Annotated in this window: 20 protein-coding genes; 4 read left to right on the top strand and 16 right to left on the bottom strand. The window is 72.4% G+C overall.

Going from position 1 to position 20,198, the window contains the following annotated elements; all coding sequences use genetic code 11:
* Position 1: 1 nt before the first annotated feature.
* The 8 genes from JOD48_RS11875 to glnA all read right to left on the bottom strand — a co-directional run bounded on the left by JOD48_RS11875 (position 2) and on the right by glnA (position 7,133).
* Positions 2–1,036 carry an ATP-binding SpoIIE family protein phosphatase gene (locus JOD48_RS11875; protein ID WP_204809190.1) on the bottom strand — a complete coding sequence of 345 codons (1,035 nt, stop codon included), beginning with the start codon at positions 1,034–1,036 and terminating at the stop codon, positions 2–4.
* A complete protein-coding gene (locus tag JOD48_RS11870; RefSeq protein WP_138824209.1) occupies positions 1,033–1,446 on the bottom strand; it encodes an ATP-binding protein in 414 nt (137 codons plus the stop codon). The genes JOD48_RS11875 and JOD48_RS11870 overlap by 4 nt, the downstream gene beginning before the upstream one ends.
* Complete coding sequence (locus JOD48_RS11865; protein ID WP_138824210.1) at positions 1,443–1,847, bottom strand: STAS domain-containing protein; 405 nt, start codon at positions 1,845–1,847, stop codon at positions 1,443–1,445. The genes JOD48_RS11870 and JOD48_RS11865 overlap by 4 nt, the downstream gene beginning before the upstream one ends.
* Positions 1,844–2,680, bottom strand: coding sequence for an STAS domain-containing protein (locus JOD48_RS11860; protein ID WP_191789073.1), 837 nt, complete (start codon positions 2,678–2,680; stop codon positions 1,844–1,846). Before JOD48_RS11860 ends, JOD48_RS11865 begins: the two co-directional genes overlap by 4 nt.
* Before the next feature lie 142 nt (positions 2,681–2,822).
* Entirely contained in the window at positions 2,823–3,812 is a 990-nt protein-coding gene (locus JOD48_RS11855; RefSeq protein ID WP_204809188.1) for a TIGR03557 family F420-dependent LLM class oxidoreductase, read from the bottom strand.
* 90 nt (positions 3,813–3,902) lie between these two features.
* Positions 3,903–4,460 carry a dihydrofolate reductase family protein gene (locus JOD48_RS11850; RefSeq protein WP_204809187.1) on the bottom strand — a complete coding sequence of 186 codons (558 nt, stop codon included), beginning with the start codon at positions 4,458–4,460 and terminating at the stop codon, positions 3,903–3,905.
* 112 nt (positions 4,461–4,572) lie between these two features.
* A complete protein-coding gene (locus tag JOD48_RS11845; protein ID WP_204809186.1) occupies positions 4,573–5,424 on the bottom strand; it encodes an Ltp family lipoprotein in 852 nt (283 codons plus the stop codon).
* Between the two features lie 284 nt (positions 5,425–5,708).
* Complete coding sequence (gene glnA / locus JOD48_RS11840; protein ID WP_138824214.1) at positions 5,709–7,133, bottom strand: type I glutamate--ammonia ligase; 1,425 nt, start codon at positions 7,131–7,133, stop codon at positions 5,709–5,711.
* A gap of 238 nt (positions 7,134–7,371) precedes the next feature.
* Between glnA and JOD48_RS11835 the strand changes: the two genes are divergently transcribed.
* Positions 7,372–7,812: an RDD family protein gene (locus JOD48_RS11835; protein WP_191789076.1), complete on the top strand. Its 441-nt coding sequence runs from the start codon at positions 7,372–7,374 to the stop codon at positions 7,810–7,812.
* A gap of 77 nt (positions 7,813–7,889) precedes the next feature.
* Here JOD48_RS11835 and JOD48_RS11830 read toward each other — a convergent pair whose 3' ends face one another.
* The 6 genes from JOD48_RS11830 to JOD48_RS11805 form a co-directional block, all read right to left on the bottom strand.
* Positions 7,890–8,519 carry a class I SAM-dependent methyltransferase gene (locus JOD48_RS11830; protein ID WP_204809185.1) on the bottom strand — a complete coding sequence of 210 codons (630 nt, stop codon included), beginning with the start codon at positions 8,517–8,519 and terminating at the stop codon, positions 7,890–7,892.
* 111 nt (positions 8,520–8,630) lie between these two features.
* Positions 8,631–9,362, bottom strand: a complete 732-nt coding sequence (locus tag JOD48_RS11825; RefSeq protein WP_191789078.1) for a DUF4191 domain-containing protein — start codon at positions 9,360–9,362, stop codon at positions 8,631–8,633.
* Between the two features lie 143 nt (positions 9,363–9,505).
* The gene (gene lipA, locus JOD48_RS11820; protein ID WP_138824215.1) at positions 9,506–10,507 is read right to left on the bottom strand and encodes a lipoyl synthase; all 1,002 of its coding nucleotides are present in this window, start codon (positions 10,505–10,507) and stop codon (positions 9,506–9,508) included.
* Between the two features lie 64 nt (positions 10,508–10,571).
* Complete coding sequence (locus JOD48_RS11815) at positions 10,572–11,930, bottom strand: MFS transporter (protein WP_191789079.1); 1,359 nt, start codon at positions 11,928–11,930, stop codon at positions 10,572–10,574.
* Positions 11,931–12,063: 133 nt separating this feature from the next.
* Complete coding sequence (gene lipB / locus JOD48_RS11810; RefSeq protein ID WP_191789080.1) at positions 12,064–12,747, bottom strand: lipoyl(octanoyl) transferase LipB; 684 nt, start codon at positions 12,745–12,747, stop codon at positions 12,064–12,066.
* Positions 12,748–12,756: 9 nt separating this feature from the next.
* Positions 12,757–13,194 carry a MarR family winged helix-turn-helix transcriptional regulator gene (locus tag JOD48_RS11805; protein WP_307824120.1) on the bottom strand — a complete coding sequence of 146 codons (438 nt, stop codon included), beginning with the start codon at positions 13,192–13,194 and terminating at the stop codon, positions 12,757–12,759.
* Between the two features lie 51 nt (positions 13,195–13,245).
* Here JOD48_RS11805 and JOD48_RS11800 point away from each other — a divergent pair, with 51 nt between their 5' ends.
* A complete protein-coding gene (locus JOD48_RS11800; RefSeq protein ID WP_204809184.1) occupies positions 13,246–15,546 on the top strand; it encodes an MMPL family transporter in 2,301 nt (766 codons plus the stop codon).
* An 87-nt stretch (positions 15,547–15,633) separates the two neighbouring features.
* Here the strand turns inward: JOD48_RS11800 and JOD48_RS11795 are convergent, their stop codons facing one another.
* Entirely contained in the window at positions 15,634–16,317 is a 684-nt protein-coding gene (locus JOD48_RS11795) for an HNH endonuclease family protein (protein ID WP_239527396.1), read from the bottom strand.
* Positions 16,318–16,473: 156 nt separating this feature from the next.
* Between JOD48_RS11795 and JOD48_RS11790 the strand changes: the two genes are divergently transcribed.
* The gene (locus JOD48_RS11790; RefSeq protein WP_204809182.1) at positions 16,474–17,532 is read left to right on the top strand and encodes a Gfo/Idh/MocA family protein; all 1,059 of its coding nucleotides are present in this window, start codon (positions 16,474–16,476) and stop codon (positions 17,530–17,532) included.
* A gap of 108 nt (positions 17,533–17,640) precedes the next feature.
* On the top strand, positions 17,641–19,263 hold the full coding sequence (locus JOD48_RS11785) for a hypothetical protein (protein WP_204809179.1): 1,623 nt from the start codon (positions 17,641–17,643) through the stop codon (positions 19,261–19,263).
* Positions 19,264–19,296: 33 nt separating this feature from the next.
* On the opposite strand, the gene JOD48_RS11780 is transcribed toward JOD48_RS11785, so the two are convergent.
* Positions 19,297–20,187, bottom strand: a complete 891-nt coding sequence (locus tag JOD48_RS11780; protein ID WP_191789086.1) for a TIGR01777 family oxidoreductase — start codon at positions 20,185–20,187, stop codon at positions 19,297–19,299.
* Positions 20,188–20,198: the final 11 nt, after the last annotated feature.

Genomic DNA, 20,198 nt, shown 5'->3' with positions numbered 1-20,198 from the left:
GTCAGGTCTCCGACCACGTGACGGGCAGCACCGCCACGCACGAGTCGTCGGGGCGCACCGCGTGGTCACGCAGCAGGACGCCGGCGACGACGAGGGGGGATCGGGCGGCGAGACCCGGATAGTCCGCGAGCGACCAGCGGTTGGTGAGTCCGTCGCTGTGCATCACGACGACGTCGCCCCGTTCGACCGGGTACGTCGTCTCGCGCAGCTGGCGCGTCGGCACACCGGCGATGCCGGGGTGGGACACCAGTCCACGAGCACGGTCGCCGTGGACGGTCCCGGAGATGTTGCCGAGGCCCGCGTAGCGCAGCACGCCGCCGTTCACCTGCGCGATCGAGACAGCGGCCCCGCGCGTTCCTGGCAGGGCGCCGTGCACCCGCTCGAGGAGCGCGACGGGTGACCCCGAGGGAGCGTCGAGGAACGTCCGTACCGCAGCACCCGAGGCCGCCGCGGCGAGGGGCCCGTGTCCCAGGCCGTCCGCCACCATGAGGGTCGCGATACCGGCGTCGTGCCGGACGGCGAACGCGTCTCCGCACGCCTCCTGCCCGGTCATGGGTCGGGTCACGCCGGTCGGGCGACGCGGACCTGCCACCGTGCCCCGCCCGGCGAAGGTCGCGGCGATGACCGTGCCCTGTCCGGGCGAGGTCCACGCGTCCCACGAGGAGGCGAGGCGGGGGACGGTGCCGAGCCCGATACCGAGGGTTCCGCGGGTGGAGACTCCGTCCTGCATGGCTGCCGTGATGTCTCGCATGCCGGGGCCGGAGTCGACCGCGAGCATCTCGAGCTCGGCGGCGTCCCCGGTCCGGCAGACACGCACGAGCACCCGCCCGGACCCGGCGTGCTTGACCTGGTTGGTGGCCAGCTCCGAGACGACGATGCCGACCTTCGCCGCACGGTCCTCGTCGAACCCCAGGTCCCGGGCGACGACGCTCGCCGCACGGCGCACGCGACCGACCGCCGACGGGTGGTCCACGGTGTACCAGGTGCCGTTCTCGACGATGCTGCGGCGCTCGTCGACTCCGCTCGATGCCGTCATCGCGACCAGGTCGCGATCTCGACGCGCGTACCGGCCCCGGCCGCGGTGTCGATCGCGAAGTGCTGGACGAGCCGGCGCGATCCCGACAGGCCCAGGCCGAGCCCGCCGCCGCTGGTCCAGCCGTCGGTCAGCGCCAGGTCGAGGTCGGGGATGCCGGGCCCGTCGTCCTTGAACACGGCGCGCACGCCGGTCCGCGGGCCGTTGGCGACGAGCTCGACCTCGGCGGCGCCGCCGCCCCCGTACACGAGCGTGTTGCGGGCCAGCTCGCTCGCCGCGGTGACGAGCTTGGTCTGGTCGACCAGCGAGAGGCGCGCCTGCTGGGCGAGGGTTCGCACGAGCTGACGCACCTTGACGACGTCGGAGTCCGTGAGGATGGGCACGCGTTCGACGGTCGCCGTCGGGGTGCTCATCTCTCCTCGCGCTCAGCGGCGGCGAGAAGGACGTCCTCCGCCGACTCCTCGACCGTGCCCAGGAGCGCGAGGGCCCGCTCGACGTCGAGCGCGGTGCGGACGTTCCCGAGGGACAGCCCCAGCTCGACCATCGTGATCGCGACGGCAGGGCGCATGCCGACGACGACGGTCGTCGCGTCGAGAACGTGCGAGATGCTGGCGGCCGAGGCCAGCATGCGTCCGATGAACGAGTCCACGATCTCCAGGCCGGAGATGTCGATGATGACCCCGCGCGCTCCGGTCTCCGTGATCCGCGTCGCGAGATCTTCCTGGAGCTGCAGGGCGGTGTCGTCCTGCAGGTCCACCTGGATCGAGACGAGGAGCGTCGAGCCGATCTTGAGGACGGGGACGCCGTCGGTCACGCCGGCAGGCCCTTCTGACGTGCCCCGCGGCCTGAGCGGAGGGCGTCGACGAGGGCGTCGGCGAGCGTTGCACGCGTGCGGATGTCGCCGAACTCGATGCCGAGAGCCACGATCGTCTGCGCGATCTGGGGCCGGATCCCGCTGATCGTGCACTCGGCCCCCATGAGGCGTGCCGCGACCACGGTCTTGAGGAGGTGCTGCGCGACCTGGGTGTCGACCGCGGGCACACCCGTGATGTCGATGATCGCGTGCTCGCTGCCCGTGTCGACGAGGGTGTTGAGGAGGCGCTCCATGACCACCTGGGCGCGGGCGGAGTCGAGCGTGCCCACGAGCGGCACCGCGACGATGCCCTCCCAGAGCTTGACCACGGGGGTCGAGAGCTCGAGAAGCTGCTCGGCCTGCTCCGTGATGATCGACTCACGAGCGGCGGCGAAGCTCTCGAAGGTCAGCAGGCCGAGCTGGTCGACGAGCTGGAGCAGCGGCACGATGTCGGTGTCGGGGGAGGCGAGGGGGTAGAGGCCGTCCTTGAGGGCGAACAGGCCGATCGCGGTCTCGCGCGGCGTGAACCCGAGCCGGGCGCGGACCGCCGAGACGTCGGCGAGGATGCCGCGGAGCTGGTCGAACGCCGCGTCCGTCACGACCGTTCCACCTGCCCGGAGTCCGTCGACCAGGGCGTCGAAGATCTCGGCCTGCTCGCGCTCGAGCTCACCGCGGGAGGTGCGCCCGTGGAGCTCGCGCGCGGCCGCGTCGAGCCACGCGCTGCGGATGTCGTCCGCGCGGGTGGCAAGTGTCTGGGAGAGGGCTAGGGGTGCAGCTGTGGCGACGTCGGCCATCGACATTCCTTCCATGTCTTTGCCGCCTGCTCAAGGTCTCCAAGCAGTGGCGAGGGCTCATTCTAGCGGGGGTGGGCAGGGTCTTTTCCACCGTCCCGGACGCCGGTCCTCGGAGCGTCGGCCACCGTGCCGCGCGGGGGGTTCAGTCGCTCGGCGCAGCCGCCCTGAGCCTGTCGAGCAGGGGCCCGGCCGCCTGGTCGAGGAAGTCCTGCTGGCCCTCGTCGCCGACCTGGACGAGCGCGACGTCGGTGAAGCCCGCCTCCCAGTACGCCGACACCGCCTCGACGATCGCGTCGAGGTCAGGCCCGCACGGGATCGACTCCGCGACGTCCTCGGGACGGACGAATGCGCTGGCGCTCGCGAAGGCCTGCGTCGTCGGGAGGTTGGCGTTGACCGGCCACCCCAGGCCCGACCACCGGAACTGGTCGTGCGCCCGGGTGAGGGCTCGCTCGTGGTCGGTGTCCCAGCAGATGGGGATCTGGCCGATCTTGCGCGACGGCGGGAGCTCGGCCGCGTCGCGCGCCCGGTCCCAGGCGCTGACGAGCTCCGGCTTCGGTTCCGTGGCCACGAGGTGGTCCGCGAGCGTCGCGAAGGACGCCACCGACTGCGCGCCCGACACCGCGATCCCGATCTCGACCGGGGAGTCCGGCAGGTCCCACAGGCGGGCCGAGTCGACCTGGAAGTACTCACCGCGATAGCTCAGCAGCTCGCCCGTGAACAGCTCGCTGATGATGTCGACCGCCTCGACGAGCAGCCCGTGCCTCTCGTCGACCGCGGGCCAGCCTCGACCCACGACGTGCTCGTTCAGGTTCTCCCCGGCGCCGAGCCCGAGCGTGAAGCGACCGTCGGACAAGATCCCCAGCGTCGCCGCCTTCTGGGCGACCACGGCAGGGTGGTAGCGGATCGTCGGGCACGTCACGTACGTCATGAGGTCGACGCGCTCGGTCGCCTGGGCCACGGCACCCAGAACCGTCCAGGCATACGGGGAGTGACCCTGTGCGTCGAGCCACGGGAAGTAGTGGTCGGAGGACACCTCGAAGTCGAAGCCGATCCGCTCGGCGGCCACCGCATAGTCCACCAGGGCCTTGGGGCCGGACTGCTCGCTCATGAGGGTGTAGCCGAATCTGGTCATGCGTCGATCCTCACGCTGCCCGGGGAGCCTCGCACCCCGGCCGGGGGCCTGCGTCCTCGCCCGGCCGCGGCCCGCGACTTCGCCCGGGGCTCAGCGGGTCCGGTAGCGCGCGTAGACGAGTCCGCTGTCGAAGGTCCGCTCCTCGACCAGGTCGAGGTCGAGCCGCACGCCGTCGGGGAAGAAGCGCTTGCCGCCGCCGACCACGCTCGTGGTGACGAACAGGTGGTACTCGTCCACCAGGCCGGCCTTGATCGCCTGGGCAGCGAGGTTCGGGCCGTCCACGGTGAGGTCGTGCTCGGACTCGGCCTTGAGCCTGCGCACGGCCTCGGGGTCGAAGGTCCGTTCGATCCTGGTCCTCGCGCTGGACACCGCCTCCAGAGTCGTGGAGTACACGACCTTCTCCGCGGCCTGCCACCCCTGGGCGTACCGGACGATGAACGGCGGTGCCGCCGGGTCGGCGTCCGCCGTCTCCCAGAAGACCATCGTCTCGTACATCCGTCGGCCGTAGAGGTAGGTGCCCACGTCGCGAAAGACGTCGTCGATAAAGGTGTGGACCTCCTCGTCGTCCGCACCCACGCCGAGGTCGCCCTCCGCCGCCTCCGCGTAGCCGTCGAGCGAGGTGATCATCGAGTAGATGAGCCGTCCCATGTCTTCTCCTCCGGTTCGCGCGCACCGGCCGACGACGGTCGTGCAGGCTGTGACTGCGGAGCGGCGTGGAACTCATCGGACGGACAGCGTCGGCGGCTGTCCGGACCCAGAACTAGAGACCCGTCGTGCTCACGCCATGCTCTGCCTGCTCTGCGGTATACCCCTCGAACGTGAGCTGGTCGATGAGCCCGGAGCGAGAGAAGGAGGTGAGCTCGAGGTAGTTCGCTGCGCTGGCAGCGGCCTGCGCGTTCCAGTCGACGCCACCTTCGGCTTCTAGGCGGGCGATCGCGAACTCCGCATCCGGGGTGCTGAAACCCTCGAACTCGAGCTGCCCGGCCAGCCCGGAGCGTGAGAAGGCGGTGAGGTCGAGATAGTTCACCGCCGAGCGATAGGCGTTCTGCTGGGCGACCGAGCCGAGCCGCGCGGTCTCAGCGGCGGCAGCTGCAGCGGCGGCCGCCTCGTCGGCGATTCGCTGCTCCTCCGCGAGGCGTTTCGTCTCTGCCTGTGCCGCAGCGGCAGCCTCCTCCTCGGCCAGCCGCTCGGCCTCCGCGGTCTCTTCGGCAGCGATCTCTTCCGCGGACTTTTCGTCGTCCTGGCCGTCCTGCGTGGCGGTACTGCCGGCGACAGACCTTTCCGATGCTCCGTCGCCGTTTCCGCTCAGAGCGGCCACGAGCACGATGAGCAGTATCGACGCTGCTCCGATTCCGGTGAGGACCTTGTGGCGCACGAACCAGGAATTCGTCGCGCGCTTTCCCGCGAACGACGGGGGAGCCGGCTCCGCTGCGCCCGTCGAGGCCGAAGGGCTCGTCGATGTTCCCACGAAGCCGTCGAGAGAGTCGTCGACCCAGAAATCCCAACCCTGCGGCGCCGGCTCCCACGAGGGATCGGGCTTCCATCCTGGCGGAGGTGTCCATCCCTCAGGGGGAGAAGGCCAGTTCGGCGGGGAGTTGTATCGCAGTGCCATGGCCACTCCTCTGGACATTCCTGTACATCGGTATGAGCAGCCTGGCACGGCGAAAGGTCAGGGTCTACGTCCAGGGGGCGGAAAAACACCGGCGCGGCGGGTGAATTCAGAGACCTGGTCCGGATGACGAGGTGGATTGTCGTACGTACTCTCACGTTTCTTTGCAGGATCTGCGAAAGGGGGATCCGGCCTGCACAGCACGACACCCCGGCCACCACAAAGGGCGGCCGGGGTGCCATCACTGCACGTCAGGGGCTCGCGACTACCACCGCGAGCACCGACGATCAGAGGTCGTAGTACAGCTCGAACTCGTGGGGGTGCGGGCGCAGGCGGATCGGGTCGATCTCGTGCGTGCGCTTGTAGTCGATCCACGTCGCGATGAGGTCCTCGGTGAAGACGTCGCCCACCGTGAGGTAGTCGTGGTCGGCCTCGAGGGCGTCGAGGGCCTCGCCGAGGGAGGCGGGGACCTGCTGGATCGCCGCGTGCTCCTCGGGGGGCAGCTCGTAGAGGTCCTTGTCGATCGGCTCGGGCGGCTCGATGCGGTTCTTGATGCCGTCGATGCCGGCGAGGAGCTGTGCGGCGAAGGCCAGGTACGGGTTGGCCGACGGGTCCGGCACGCGGAACTCGACGCGCTTGGCCTTGGGCGAGGAACCGGTGACCGGGATGCGGATGCACGCGGAACGGTTGCGGGCCGAGTAGACCAGGTTGACGGGGGCCTCGTAGCCGGGGACCAGGCGGTGGTAGGAGTTCACCGACGGGTTCGTGAAGGCGAGCAGCGAGGGCGCGTGCTTGAGCAGGCCGCCGATGTACCAGCGGGCGAGGTCCGACAGGCCGCCGTAGCCCTTCTCGTCGAAGAACAGCGGCTCGCCGTCCTTCCAGAGCGACTGGTGCGAGTGCATGCCGGAGCCGTTGTCACCGAAGATCGGCTTGGGCATGAAGGTCGCGGACTTGCCGGCCTCCCAGGCGACGTTCTTGATGACGTACTTGAACTTCATCAGGTCGTCGGCCGCTGCGGTCAGCGTCGAGAAGCGGTAGTTGATCTCCTGCTGGCCGGCGGTGCCCACCTCGTGGTGCGCGCGCTCGACGTCGAGGCCGACCTGGTCGAGGACGGCGCACATCTCGTCGCGCAGGTCCGCCATCTGGTCGTTGGGGGAGACGGGGAAGTAGCCGCCCTTGTAGCGGGTCTTGTAGCCGAGGTTGCCACCCTCCTCGACGCGGCCGGTGTTCCAGGCCGCTTCCTTGGAGTCGAGGTGGTAGTACGACTCGTTCTGGCTCGTCTTGAACCGGACGTCGTCGAAGATGTAGAACTCGGCCTCGGGTGCGAAGAACGCGGTGTCGGCGATGCCGGTGCTGCGCAGGTACGCCTCGGCCTTGAAGGCGACGTTGCGCGGGTCGCGCGAGTACGCCTCGTCGGTGAAGGGGTCCACGATCGAGAAGTTCACGATGAGCGTCTTGCGCTTGCGGAACGGGTCGACGTAGGCCGTCGTGACGTCGGGGATGAGCTTCATGTCCGACTCGTGGATCGCCTGGAAGCCGCGGATCGAGGACCCGTCGAACATCATGCCGTCCGTGAAGGCGGACTCGGCGAACTGCGAGATCGGGATGTTGAAGTGCTGCATCACGCCCGGCAGGTCGCAGAACCGGACGTCGACGAACTCGACGCCTTCGTTCTGGGTGAAGGCGATTGCCTCCTCCGCGTTCTTGAACATCCGTAACTCCTTGGTAGTGGGTCCTCTGGCCGTACCTCCAGTGGCGCCTCGAACCTAGGCCTCAGGGGTTTCCCCACCGTGTACCGAGTGTTTCGTCCGTGTTACGCAGCGGCGGGCTGCGTGACATCGGCGCGACGGCGCACGACGGCGAGCCCTGTGCGGGCCTGGTGGGGCTCCCTCGACCGGGACGAACCGGGCAGGCGCCGGAACCCGCCTCACCGCCACGTAGGCTGGTGCCGTGGTGTCGCGTGAAGATGTGGGTTCCTGGCTCGAGGGTACGCCGACCGGTGGGGAGAACGGCCGAGGCGGTCGCCTCGGCCTGCCGTCCGACGGTCCTGGTTCGCTGGCGACGGTCGGCCGTCGCGCGGTCGCGCTCGTCATCGACTGGGTGCTGTGCCTGCTCATCAGCTACCTGGCCTTCGACGCGAACTCGATGGCGACGCTCGGCGTGTTCGCGGTCGAGAACCTGCTCCTGGTGAGCACGCTCGGCTACACGGTCGGCCACCGCGTCATGGGTCTGCAGGTGCGCGTCCTGGGCGGCGAGGGGCGCATGGTGGGCCTGTGGCGGGCTCTGGTGCGCACGGTCCTGCTGTGCCTGGTCGTCCCGGCCGTGGTGTGGGACGGCGACGGCCGCGGCATGCACGACAAGGCCGCCGGCACGGTCATCGTCCGCGCCTGACACGCTCTGCACGGCACGCACCGGCACGCACCACCCCTGTGCCCGACGGCGCCGCTCGCCTCGGCGCGGGGCCAGCCTCAGCCCTCGCCCGCCCCCGGGCGCGCGCCACACGAGCGTGTACCGCCAGTAGAGCCGGCGCCGCAGCCGGGCGCCGGGCAGGATCTGCCGTGCTGCCGCACGCAGCTCGGCGTGGCTCGTGGTGACCTCGGCGATCGGCGAGCCGTGCTCCCACTCCCCGCGACGTCGTCGGGCGATCCTTGCGGCGGGGCCGGCAGATCCTGCCCGGCGCCCGGCTGGTCCCAGGCCGTGCGAGGCCGTGTCAGTCCCACGACGGCGAGCGTCCCGCCCGGGGCGACCAGGTCGCGCAGGCGCCGCAGTCCCGCGTCGAGCGGGAGGTGGTGCAGGGTGGCGACGGTAGTGACCAGGTCGAAGGGCCCGGCGAGCCCGGTGAGCGGGTCCAGGACGTCGCCCGTGACGTAGTCGAGGCCGGTCTGCCCGGGGGAGCCCCCGGCGGCGAGACGCGCACGGTCCACCTGCGCGGGGTCGAGGTCGAGCCCCAGCACCTCGCCGGCCCCGGCCGCGCGGAGCCGTCGCGTCAGGAGCCCCTCGCCGCAGCCCACGTCGAGCGCTGTGCGGGTCCCTGGGCCCACGAGCCGCGTGAGGACGGGGAAGTAGTGGGTGCTGTGATTCCAGTACGGGTCGCTCACGGGGCCTCCTTGCGTCGTCAGCGTCGGCGTCGTCGGCGCGGGACGGGGATGCACGACGGCCCGCCGGTCACCGGGAGGTGAGCGACGGGCCGGGTGCCAGACGGTGCGGGGTCAGCGCCCGCGCATGCCCTTGCGGTCGGGACGCGCACGGGTGGGGTCGATGCCCTTGGGGATCGGCAGCTTGGCGCCGCCGAGCGCCTTGAGGCGCTTGAGGACCTCGGCGGTCTCCGGCTTGGTGAGCGTCGGGCGCAGCTTCTGCACCGTGCGCGCGACCTTCTTGAGCGGGACCTGGCCCTCGCCGTTGCCGCACTGGATCGTGGTGACGGGGACGTTCGGCAGGACGCGCGTGATGCGGCGCTTCTCGCCGTCGAGCAGCTTGGTGACGCGGTGCGTCGGGCCCTCGCCCACGAGCACGACCCCGGCACGCCCGACGCCACGGAACACGAGGTCCTGCTGCGGGGTCAGGGCGACGGGCTCGTCGTCGAACGTCCAGCCGCGGCGGATCGTGCCGAGCGCGGCGCGGGCGGCCCCGGGCTGGCCCTCGATGCGGCTGTAGGCCGCGGTCTCCGCGCGGCGCGTCAGGACGAACAGCGAGCCGAGGAACGCGAAGGGCAGACCCACGATGAGGGTGTAGACCCACGGCCCCCAGGCCAGACCGATCCCGATCGCGACGGCGAGGATGCCGACGAACACGGCGAGCATGATCCACGTGACCGCCGGGTCCTCGGCGCGCGTCATCTTGTACGCGTCCCAGACCTGGTGATACCAGCGCTGCTTCTTCTGCTTCTTCGGCTTGGTGCCGTCGACCCCGGTCGAGGGGTCGGTGCTCTTGTTGCGGGCCATGGTGCCTCAGTCTAGTGGTGGCGGAGAGTGCTCCGGTGAAGGGGCGGGGACGGCGGCGAGCCGGGCCCCGCCCTCGATTCTCTCGCACGTCGGCGGGGGAACGGGAGCGAGGCCCGGCTCGGGCCGGTCAGGACCCCGGGAGGTCAGCGGGCCAGCAGGCTCGCGGCCTCCTGGCGGGCCGTCGTGGGCTCGGTCAGGTGCGCGAGCGCGGCCGGGATCTCCATGCCGCGACGCTTCATGGCCTGGCCCCACAGGCGGCCCGCGCGGTACGAGGAACGGACCAGCGGGCCGGACATGACGCCGAGGAACCCGATGCGCTCGGCCTCGTCCGAGAGCTCGACGAACTCCTCGGGCTTGACCCACCGCGAGACCGGGTGGTGGCGCAGCGACGGGCGCAGGTACTGAGTGATGGTGATGAGGTCGCAGCCTGCGTCGTGGAGGTCCTGCAGGGCCTCCTTCGCCTCGTCGATCGTCTCGCCCATGCCGAGGATGATGTTCGACTTGGTCACCAGGCCGGCCTCGCGAGCCCGCGTGATGACGGACAGCGAGCGGTCGTAGCGGAAGCCCGGGCGGATCTGCTTGAAGATGCGCGGCACCGTCTCGACGTTGTGCGCGAGGACCTCGGGGCGTGACTCGTTGACCGCGTCGAGCAGCTCGGGGATGGCGTTGAAGTCCGGGATGAGCAGCTCGACGCCCGTGCCCGGGTTGAGCGCGTGGATCTGACGCACGGTCTCGGCGTAGAGCCACGCGCCGCCGTCGGCCAGGTCGTCGCGCGCGACGCCCGTGATGGTCGAGTAGCGCAGGCCCATGGCCTGGACCGACTCGGCGACCCGGCGTGGCTCGTCCGCGTCGAAGTCGGCGGGCTTGCCCGTGTCGATCTGGCAGAAGTCGCAACGGCGCGTGCACTGGTCGCCGCCGATGAGGAACGTGGCCTCACGGTCCTCCCAGCACTCGAAGATGTTGGGACAGCCCGCCTCCTCGCAGACCGTGTGCAGGCCTTCCTTGCGCACGAGACCCTTGAGCTCGGTGTACTCGGGTCCCATGGTCGCCCGGGTCTTGATCCACTCGGGCTTCTTCTCGATGGGTGTCGCAGAGTTGCGGGCCTCGACCCGCAGCATGCGCCGCCCTTCAGGTGCGATCGTCACGCGGTGTCTCCCAGTCCGTGGTGGGCGGTGGCCCCCTGGAGTCGTGCCCGGTATCGGGTGAAAGTCAGAGTACGCCAGGAGCCTGCGGGAGGGCGGTGGTGTCCACGTGGGCCGGACGTGACCTGAGCGACAGCCCGGTGACGACGAGCAGGACCGCGGCGACGGCCGGCAGCGCGAACGCGGCCGCCGTCCCCACGCCCTCGGCGACCTGGCCGCCGACGCTCGCGCCGAGCGCCACGCCCACGACGTTCGCGCTCGCGAGCATCGTCATGGCGGCGCCGCTGCGGCTGCTCGGGCTGAGGTCGCCGCCGACCGTGAAGATCGTGACCATGACCGGGCCGACGAACAGGCCCAGCAGCGCGAGCGCGCCGATCAGCGCGCCGAGCGACCCGCTGCCCCCCGCGAGGAACGCGAGGACGGCCGTGACGGTGAGGCCCGAGGCGAACGAGACCCAGCGCGAGCGTGCGCCGAAGCTCGCGGGCAGCGCGACCACGGCGAGCGCCGTGATGGCCGAACCGAAGCCGAGGACCGCGTAGACCAGGCCGGCCTGCTCCTCGGCGCCCGCGTCGCGCATGAACGACGTGACGGCCGTCTGGGTGCTGCCGAAGAGCATGCCCATCGCGAGCATCCCGAGGACGGGCACCAGGACGCGGCGCAGGAGGCCGACGAACGAGCCGTGGGCGTCGGCGCCCGCCGCGGCCTGGGCGGCGGCGGACGGCTTGGGGGCGCCGGGGGTCGCGGTCGGGTGCAGCGCGAACGCCAGCCCGAAGACCGCGCACACCGCGGCGGCGAACAGCATCGCGGCCTGCGGGGACCACACGCTCGCGAGGATGCCGACGAGGGCCGGACCGAGCACGAAGCCGATCTCGTCGGCCGTGCTCTCGTAGCCCATCGCGGCGAGCAGCGTGCGAGGGCGGTGCTGGGTCATGGCGATCCAGCGCACGCGCGCGAGCGGCCCCACCTGCGGGGCGAACGCGCCCACGAGCGCCGCGGCGCCGAGGATCACGCCCGAGGCAGCGCCGGTGCTCGCGGCCTGGACGAGCCCGACGACGGCCAGGACGTTCAGCGGCACGACGACGAGGAGCACCTTGCGCTGGCCGATCCGGTCCGCGAGGGATCCCTGCGTCGGGCCGCCGAGCGCCGTGCCGACGGCGGCGGCTGCGCTCGCGAGCCCGCCGAGAGCGAGCGAGCCCGTGGTCGTCGTGACCAGGAGGAGGGTGCCGATCGTGATCATCGAGAACGGCAGGCGTGCGAGGAACGCGATGGGCAGGAACGCCTTGCCGGCCAGGCGGGGGAGCTCGCCGTACGTGGCGAGCGTGCCGCGACGGGGCTCCGCGGGCTCGGGAGCCTGTGCGGGGGCGCCGGGCGCGCCGCCGGTGACGTCGGGGCGCGCGGGCGCGAGGGGGCTGGGAGTGCGGGTCATGAGGGTCCTTCAGGGTCAACCGTTCCGCGCACCGACCCACCCGTACTCCGGTTGCGCAATGATTCCCTTGAGGTGAGGCCCATTCTAGCGGTGAAGGTCCCGGAAGGGGAGAGGGCGGCGCGCCCGGTGTGCGCTAGCCGGCCGAGCCCGCAGCGGGGACGGTCGCGGCGGTCGTGCCGGCGGCCGCGAGGAGCGGCCCCAGGTGCTCGTGCAGCGCAGCGACCAGGAGCGGCGTGGCCTCGTCGATCGTGACCCGTCGGCCGGTCTCGAGCGTCAGGGACGTGACGTCGGCGTCGGAGATGCCGCACGGCACTATCCGCGAGAACTCCCCGAGGTCGGGGGAGCAGTTGAGCGCGAGGCCGTGCATGGTCACGCCGCGCGCGACGCGCACCCCGATCGCGCAGACCTTGCGCTCGCGCCGGGCCCCGGTCGCGGCCAGCCACACCCCGCTGCGCCCTTCGACGCGGTGGGTCGTCAGGCCCAGCGCGGTGCACACGTCCATGACCGCGGACTCGAGCGCGCGCACGTAGGCGACGACGTCGACGGGCTCGGCGAGCCGGACGATCGGGTAGGCCACGAGCTGCCCCGGCCCGTGCCAGGTGATCTTCCCGCCGCGGTCGACGTCGACGACGGGCGTGCCGTCGTCGGGACGGTCGGCGAGGTTGGTGCGTCTGCCTGCGGTGTAGACGCTCGGGTGCTCCACGAGGATCACGGTGTCCGGCGCGGTCCCGTCCACGACCTCCTGGTGGACCTGGCGCTGGAGGTCCCAGGCGTCCTGGTAGTCGGTGAGACCGGGGCCCTCGGTGCGCAGGTGCATGCGGTCAGGCTAGCCCTCGCCCGGTCGAGGGTGGGCCTCGACCATGGTGATGAGGATCTCACGCAGGGTCGCGATCTGCTCGTCGGTCAGGCCCCGGGTGCTCAGCTCCTCGGCGGGGCGCGGGCTCGCGGCGGCGAACGCGGCGGTTCGGCCGTTCGGGGTGATCGCGACGGCGCGGCGGCGGCGGTCGTTGACGTCGTCCTCGCGGGTGACGTACCCCGAGCGTTCGAGGCGGGCCAGGATGCGGCTCATGGTCTGCTCGGTGATGTGCGACTCGGCGGCGAGCTGGCGCTGGGTGCGGGGGCCCGCGAGCAGGTGCAGCAGGACGGGCATCGAGGCGTGGTTGAGGTCCCAGCCGTCGAGGTGGTGGTTCCACTCACGCTCGATCCGGCGGGTCACCGCCGACAGGAGCCGGCCCGTCGGCCAGTCCTTCGGTTCCCTGCTCACCGGGTTTGCGTCCACTTGCTTCTGAGACCTCCGTCGTCAATAGTACTCAGCATGCTGAGTAATCGCTGGAGTGGTGTGCTCCGAGGCCTGGTCATTGTCGCAGTGTTGGGAGTCTGGCTCGCCATCGGGGCGATCGGAGGCCAGGCGCAGGGCAAGCTCAGCACCGTCCAGACCAACGACTCCGCGGCGTTCCTGCCGTCGAGCGCCGAGTCCACCCGCGCGGCCGAGAAGGCCCAGGCGTTCGTCTCCGACGAGTCGCTGCCCGCCCTCGTCGTCGCCGTCCCGACCGACGGCGGGGCCGTCACGCCCCAGCAGCTCGAGACGCTCCAGACCGTCGCCGCCGACCTGCCCGGGCTCCCGCTGCCCGGCGCCGGACCCGACGACCCCCAGACCGTCGGGGACGCGCTCACCGCACCCCCCGTCGTCGTGCCCTCGCAGGACGGCGAGGCCGCGATGATCGTGGCGTCGCTCGACGCGTCGCAGTCCTCGGACCTCATGGCCGACGACGAGCGCGTCAACAACGCCGTGGTCGCCGAGATCCGCGCGGAGCTCGAGACCGTCCTGGCCGACTCGGGCCTCCAGGCCTGGGTCACCGGACCTGCGGGCTTCGTCGCGGACCTCGTCAACGCGTTCGGCGGGATCGACACGGTCCTGCTGCTCGTCGCGCTCGGCGCCGTGCTGATCATCCTCGCGATCGTCTACCGCTCGCCGATCCTGCCGTTCATGGTGATCCTCACCGCGGTGTTCGCGCTGTGCCTCGCGGGACTCGTCGTCTACCTCCTGGCCGACGCCGGCACGCTGACCCTCAACGGCCAGGCGCAGGGCATCCTGTCGATCCTCGTCGTGGGCGCCGCGGTCGACTACTCGCTGCTCGTCGTGGCGCGCTACCGCGAGGAGCTGCGCGTCGTGGAGAGCCCGTACACGGCCGTGCGACGCGCCCTGCGCGCCTCGATCGAGCCGATCTCGGCCTCCGCCGGGACCGTGATCGCGGGCCTGCTGTGCCTGCTGCTGTCCGACCTGGGCTCCAACCGGAGCCTCGGCCCCGTCGGGGCCATCGGCATCGCGGCCGCGTTCCTCGGTGCACTCACGTTCCTGCCCGCGCTGCTCGTGGTCGGGGGCAAGCGCTCACGCGGCATCTTCTGGCCGCGCAAGCCCGCGTACGACCCCGCCGCGGCCGACGAGGCCGAGACCTCGGTGGCCTCCCCGGCGGCCCCGGCAGCGTCCGGGACCGCCGCCGCGGGGCCGCGCGACCTCGCGCTCGCCGCGAGCCACGACGTCGAGGTGCACGTCGCGGGACACGGCGTCTGGTCCCGCGTGGCGAGCTTCGTGGGGCGTCGCGACCGGGCCGTGTGGATCGTCACGGCCCTCGTCCTCGCGGGGTGCGCTGCCTTCGTCCCGACCTTCCAGGCCGAGGGCACGAGCGACTCCGACGTCTTCCTCACCCAGGTCGACTCGGTCGACGGCGAGCAGGTCCTCGAGGAGCACTTCGGGGGCGTGGGCGTCCAGCCCGCGATCGTGATCGCCCCCGAGGCCGATCTCGACGCCGTGCTCCAGGCCGCGACCGCGACCGACGGGGTCGCGTCCGCCGCCGCCGTGACCGAGGGCGGAACGGGCGGTGCCCCCGGGGCCCCCGCTCAGGGGCCGCCGCTCGTGGTCGACGGCGACGTGCGCGTCGACGTCGTGACCGAGGACCCGAGCGACACCAACGCCGCGACCCAGACCGTCGCCGCGCTCCGCGACGCCGTGCACGAGGTCTCGCCCGACTCGCTCGTGGGCGGTGCCAGCGCCGAGCGCCTCGACACCCAGATCGCGGGCGACCACGACCTGCGCGTCATCGTGCCCGTCGTGCTGGTCGTGATCCTGCTGATCCTCATGCTGCTGCTGCGCTCGATCCTGGCGCCGGTCCTGCTCATGGCGGCCAACGTGCTCTCGTTCGGCGCAGCCCTCGGGGTGTCGGCGATCGTGTTCAACCACGTGCTCGACTTCCCCGGTGCCGACCCGACCGTCCCGCTCTACGCGTTCTGCTTCCTCGTGGCGCTCGGCGTCGACTACTCGATCTTCCTCATGACCCGCGTGCGCGAGGAGTCGGGGATCATCGGCACCCGCCGCGGCACGCTGCGCGCGCTCGCCGTCACGGGGTCGGTCATCACGTCGGCGGGCGTGGTGCTCGCCGCGACGTTCGCCGCGCTCGGGGTGATCCCGCTGCTGTTCCTCGCTCAGCTCGCGTTCATCGTCGCGTTCGGTGTGCTCGTCGACACCCTGATCGTCCGCAGCCTGCTCGTCCCGGCACTGGTGCACGACGTCGGACGGGTCGTCTGGTGGCCGGGTGCGCTCCGGCGCAGCGCACCCTGAGGAGCCGCGGGCCCGGGCGGGACGCCTCGCGTCAGGCGGCTCGCCCGGGACCCGCTCCGGTCCCGGACCGTCGGTCGGTGAGGTCCGTCAGGAGCCCGTGGGCAGCGGCTCGGACGGGCAGCCGTCGAGCACGGCGGCCATCGCGTCGTGCTCCGACGGGGTGACCCACAGCTCGTACGAGGCCTTCACCGCGATCTGACGCGCGATGTACGTGCACCGGAACGCGTGGTTGGGCGGGAGCCAGGCCGACGCGTCGCGCGCGCCCTTGGACTGGTTGGCCGAGCCGTCGGAGGCGAGCAGGTTGAGGGGGTCGTTCGCGAAGCGCAGGCGGGTCTCGTCGTCCCACGACTGGGCGCCCTTGCGCCACGCGTCCATGAGCGGGATGACGTGGTCGATCTGGACGGCCGAGCTCGTCTTGTTGCCCCGGACGAAGCTGATCGTCGCGCCCGTGTAGGGGTCGTCGAAGGTACCCGTGCGAACCTCGCACCCCTTGTCGCGCGTCGAGTACGTGAGGTCGGTGAGGTCGCGGGCGAGGATGTCGTTGCGGGTGTCGCACCCGTTGGCGTCCACGTCGGCCCAGGCGGAGCCGAAGTTCTCCCGTTCGTAGCCGGTCGCGGCCGCGATCCCCTTGACCTCGAGCGTCTCGAGGGCGGCGCGGGCCGTGCCGGTCGTGGGGGCCTCGTTCGCCTCGATCGTCGGCTGGTCCACCGCGTTGGCGATGACGATCCCCAACGCGAGGGCGATGAGGGTGATGCGGAGCACGCGGCGCATGCGCGCGCTCCTCGTGCTCTTCGAGCTCTTGCTCTGGGTGCTCAACGGACGACCTTCCCGAACTCGGACAGGTGCCGAGAACGACAGTTCCAGGAGAATTCGGTACATTCTGCCAGTCTTCGGGAGTGCTCCGGGACGGCGGCTAGATTGGGCGCCATGAGTGCAACCACTGCGCAGGACCGTGTCCCCGGTAGTCGGCGGACGCGGGTCGGTCTGGTCGGGTACGGCGGTGCTGGCCGCGGCATCCACGCCCGGCTCGCCAGGGAGGCCGGGCTCGTCGTGACCGCGGTCGTCGCCCGGGACCCCGGACGTCGTGCCGCGGCCGAGGAGGACTGGCCCGGGGTGCGGCTCCACGACGACCTGGCCGGGCTCCTCGGTGAGCGCGGGACCTACGACGTCGTGGTGATCGCGAGCCCGTCGGCGCTGCACGCCGAGCACGCGGCCCAGGTCTCCAGGGCGGGCGTCCCGTTCGTGCTGGACAAGCCGATCGCGCTCGACGGGGCGCAGGCCGCCGAGGTCGTCGCGACGGCAGCCGCCACGGGGACCCCCTTCACGGTCTTCCAGAACAGGCGCTGGGACCCCGAGCAGCTGACCCTGCGGTCGGTGCTCGCGGCGGGCGACCTGGGGCGCGTGCACACGTTCGAACGCCGGTGGGAGCGGTGGCGTCCCGTGCCGCAGCAGCGCTGGAAGGAGAACGACCCGGTGGGCGGCGGGCTCCTGCTCGACCTCGGCCCGCACCTCGTCGACTCGGCCACCCAGCTCTTCGGCCCGGTCCGTTCGGTGTATGCCGAGCTGCGCGCCCTGACGACCCCGACCGAGGACGACGTCTTCCTGACGCTCCACCACACGCCGTCGGACGGGCACGAGGTGGTCAGCCGGCTCTGGGCGGCCTCGGTCGTGGGCGCGCCAGGACCCCGCACGAGGGTGCTCGGCGACGCCGGGGCCTACGTCGTGACGACGTTCGAGAACGACGCGTCGCCCTTCGAGGTCTTCGACGAGGCGGCGCCCGCCGGGACCGAGGGGTGGGTGACCCGCGGGCGCGAGCGCGTGCCCGTGCCGCGCGCCCCGGGCGGGCACGCCGACTTCTACCGTGCCGTGGCCGCCTGGATCGATGGTGGTCCGGTGCCCGTCGACCCCGCCGACGCGGTGCGGACCGCGCACGTCCTGGACGTGGCGCGGGACAGCGCGCGGACCGGGCGGCGGCTCGAGGTCTGACGGGCGCCGGAGCGCAGGAGCAGGTGCGGTCGCGCACGGGCGGAGCGCCGCGGCGTCGGCCTGTGGACAACCCGCCCTGCGTGGCCGGGCTCTGCTGGGATGGGAGCCATGTCGAGCGCTCGCCCTCCCCGCCTGCCCTGGGCCTCCCGCGCGGGCGTCCGGGACCGGGACGACCCGTCGGCACCCCCTCCTGCGGTGACGGACCTCCTGGCGCGCCGAGGCTGGGGCGTCGTCGAGCAGGGGGAAGGGCCGGGCCCCGGCACGCTGGGGCCACGTCGCTGGGTCGCCTCCGACGGTTCGGGGCGCTACCACGACGTCTCTCTGGTGAGGGTGCCCGCCGATCCGGCGGCGAGGGACCTGCTCGTCGAGCGGCTCGACGCCCTGCGCCTGCTCGACGACGAGCACCTCGTCCCCGTCGAGGAGATCGTCGAGGGGGGCGAGGGCGTGCTCGTGCTCATCTCCCGGAGGCCGCCGGGAGGGGGCCTACGGCTGCTGCTGGCCTGCCGCGGCCCCCTCGAGGCGGGTGAGGCCGTGACGCTGCTCGTGCCCCTGGCGCAGGCGCTCGCGGCGCTGCACGCGTCGGGGCTGTCCTACGGAGGGGTCGCGGAGACGGACGTCCTGGTCGACGCCGAGGGCCGGGCGGTCCTGCGGGCACCGCTCGAGCTGTGCGCCCTGCCTGCGCCCGACGACGTCAGGTCGCTCGCCGAGCTCGTCGTGGGCGTCCTCCCGCCCCCTGCGGGTGCACCGGTGCCGGGCGAGGCCGCCCCCGAGACGCCCGACCCGTCCCTCGCGGCGCTGCACGCCGAGCTCGCCACGGCGCGGCGTGCGGATCCCCGCATGCGCCCCGAGGTGGGGACTTTCGCGGCCCTCTGCTACGAGGCCTCACTCCCGACGCCGATCGCGATGCCCGACGGCGCCCGGCTGGCCGCGGCGGCCATCGCCGCCCGCCGGGCGCCCGCGCCGTCCCGGCGGGAGCCCCCGGCCGGGCGGGACGGCGCGGGCGACGACACCGTGGTCCGGTCGCCGCGGAGGCCAGGACGGGGCGTGCCGCCTGCCGGCACGCATCCCGGTCCGGGCGGGCAGAGGGCGCTGCGACGGCGCGAGCACGCCCGACGGCGTCGCTCGGCCCCCGGGGCACGGCCACACCCCGCGCTCCTCGCAGGCCTCGTCCTGGTCGTGTGCTCGGCGCTCGTCACGGGCGGGATGCTCGTGCGCTCGCACCTCGCCGGCGCCGACCCGTCGGCCGCCCGGCGTGCCGTCGAGCACGACGGCGCGCACGAGGCAGCCGGTGCCGTGCCGCCCGACCCGACCTCGCAGGCGCAGGACCCTGCCGCCGCGGCTGTCGAGCTCACGGAGCGCCGCATCGAGCTGCTCACGGGGGAGCGCGAGCCGGGGGAGGTGCTGGCCCCCGGTTCCCCCGCCGAGGCCGTGGACGCCGACCTCCTGGACAGGATCGCCGCGTCCGGCGTCACGATCGAGGGGGCACGGGCCTCGGACGTGGAGGCGCACCTGGTCGTGCCGGGTGGAGACGGTCCTCCGACGGGCACCGGGACCGGAGCGGTGCCGTTACCTGGGACCGAGACCCAGGTCGAGGTCAGGTACTCGGTCTCCGAGCACACCCAGAGGGCGGCCGACGGCTCGGCCACGACGGTCGCGGCGACGAGAGCCTCCACGGCACGCCTCACGTTGCGCTGGACCGACGACGGGTGGCGGGTGAGCGACGTGGCGTGACCGCGGTCCAGGCCTGACGGCTGGTCGGACTGCTCAGCGACCGGCGACCCACTCGGCCGCCGCCTCCAGGTCAGGGTGCTCGAACGCGAAGCCGCTGGCCTCCAGGACCCGCGGCAGGGCGCGCTGCGACCCGAGGATGTCGGACGCGAACTCCCCGAGCGCGACCTTGAGGGCGACCGACGGGACGGCCAGGGCGGCCGGGCGGTGCAGGGCCGCGGCCAGCGCCCGGGTGACCTCGGCATTCGTGGCGGGAGCAGGGCCCACGAGGTTCACCGGGCCGTGCACGTCGGACTCGAGCAGGTGCAGCACGGCCGAGACGTGGTCCCGCAGCGTGATCCAGCTCCAGTACTGGCGACCGTTGCCGAGCCTGCCGCCCACGCCCATCCTCAGGAGAGGGAGCATGCGGGCCAGCGCTCCGCCGTCGGGCGTCATGACGATGCCCGTGCGCAGGTGCGCGACCCGCACCCCCGCGTCCTGGGCAGGGCGCGTCGCGGCCTCCCACTCGGTGACGACGCGCGCGAGGAAACCGGTGCCCGGTCCCGACGTCTCGGTCAGCACCTCGGCGCCCCGGTCGCCGTAGTAGCCCACGGCCGTGCCCTGGAGGAAGACCGGCGGGGGAGCGTCGAGGTGGGCGAGCGTGCGGGCGAGCAGCCCGGTGGTGCGCGTGCGGGACTCGAGGATCGTGCGCTTGTACTCGGTCGTCCAGCGGTGGTCGCCGACCCCGGCGCCCGCGAAGTTGACGACCGCGTCCGCGCCTTCGAGCGCGCGGGGGTCCAGGGCGTCCTCGTCGGGGTCCCAGAAGTGCTCGTGCGCGGTCTGCGGAGGTCTGCGCACCAGGCGCCGCACGGTGTCCCCGCGCTCGCGCAGCCGTTCGAGCAGCTCCGTACCGATGAGACCGTGCGACCCGGCCACGACGATGTCCATGCGACCACGGT

Origin of the sequence: Oerskovia paurometabola, from assembly GCF_016907365.1 — a bacterium.
GTDB lineage: Bacteria > Actinomycetota > Actinomycetes > Actinomycetales > Cellulomonadaceae > Oerskovia > Oerskovia paurometabola.
Note: the sequence above shows the minus strand (reverse complement) of the source record. Positions and strands in the feature narration are given on the sequence as shown.

Coding starts and splice junctions, on each gene's coding strand:
- JOD48_RS11875 (WP_204809190.1), bottom strand. CDS start 1,036: ATGACGGCATCGAGCGGAGTCGACGAGCGCCGCAGCATCGTCGAGAAC.
- JOD48_RS11870 (WP_138824209.1), bottom strand. CDS start 1,446: ATGAGCACCCCGACGGCGACCGTCGAACGCGTGCCCATCCTCACGGAC.
- JOD48_RS11860 (WP_191789073.1), bottom strand. CDS start 2,680: ATGGCCGACGTCGCCACAGCTGCACCCCTAGCCCTCTCCCAGACACTT.
- JOD48_RS11855 (WP_204809188.1), bottom strand. CDS start 3,812: ATGACCAGATTCGGCTACACCCTCATGAGCGAGCAGTCCGGCCCCAAG.
- JOD48_RS11850 (WP_204809187.1), bottom strand. CDS start 4,460: ATGGGACGGCTCATCTACTCGATGATCACCTCGCTCGACGGCTACGCG.
- JOD48_RS11845 (WP_204809186.1), bottom strand. CDS start 5,424: ATGGCACTGCGATACAACTCCCCGCCGAACTGGCCTTCTCCCCCTGAG.
- glnA (WP_138824214.1), bottom strand. CDS start 7,133: ATGTTCAAGAACGCGGAGGAGGCAATCGCCTTCACCCAGAACGAAGGC.
- JOD48_RS11825 (WP_191789078.1), bottom strand. CDS start 9,362: ATGGCCCGCAACAAGAGCACCGACCCCTCGACCGGGGTCGACGGCACC.
- JOD48_RS11815 (WP_191789079.1), bottom strand. CDS start 11,930: ATGACCCGCACTCCCAGCCCCCTCGCGCCCGCGCGCCCCGACGTCACC.
- lipB (WP_191789080.1), bottom strand. CDS start 12,747: ATGCACCTGCGCACCGAGGGCCCCGGTCTCACCGACTACCAGGACGCC.
- JOD48_RS11800 (WP_204809184.1), top strand. CDS start 13,246: ATGCTGAGTAATCGCTGGAGTGGTGTGCTCCGAGGCCTGGTCATTGTC.
- JOD48_RS11795 (WP_239527396.1), bottom strand. CDS start 16,317: ATGCGCCGCGTGCTCCGCATCACCCTCATCGCCCTCGCGTTGGGGATC.
- JOD48_RS11790 (WP_204809182.1), top strand. CDS start 16,474: ATGAGTGCAACCACTGCGCAGGACCGTGTCCCCGGTAGTCGGCGGACG.
- JOD48_RS11785 (WP_204809179.1), top strand. CDS start 17,641: ATGTCGAGCGCTCGCCCTCCCCGCCTGCCCTGGGCCTCCCGCGCGGGC.
- JOD48_RS11780 (WP_191789086.1), bottom strand. CDS start 20,187: ATGGACATCGTCGTGGCCGGGTCGCACGGTCTCATCGGTACGGAGCTG.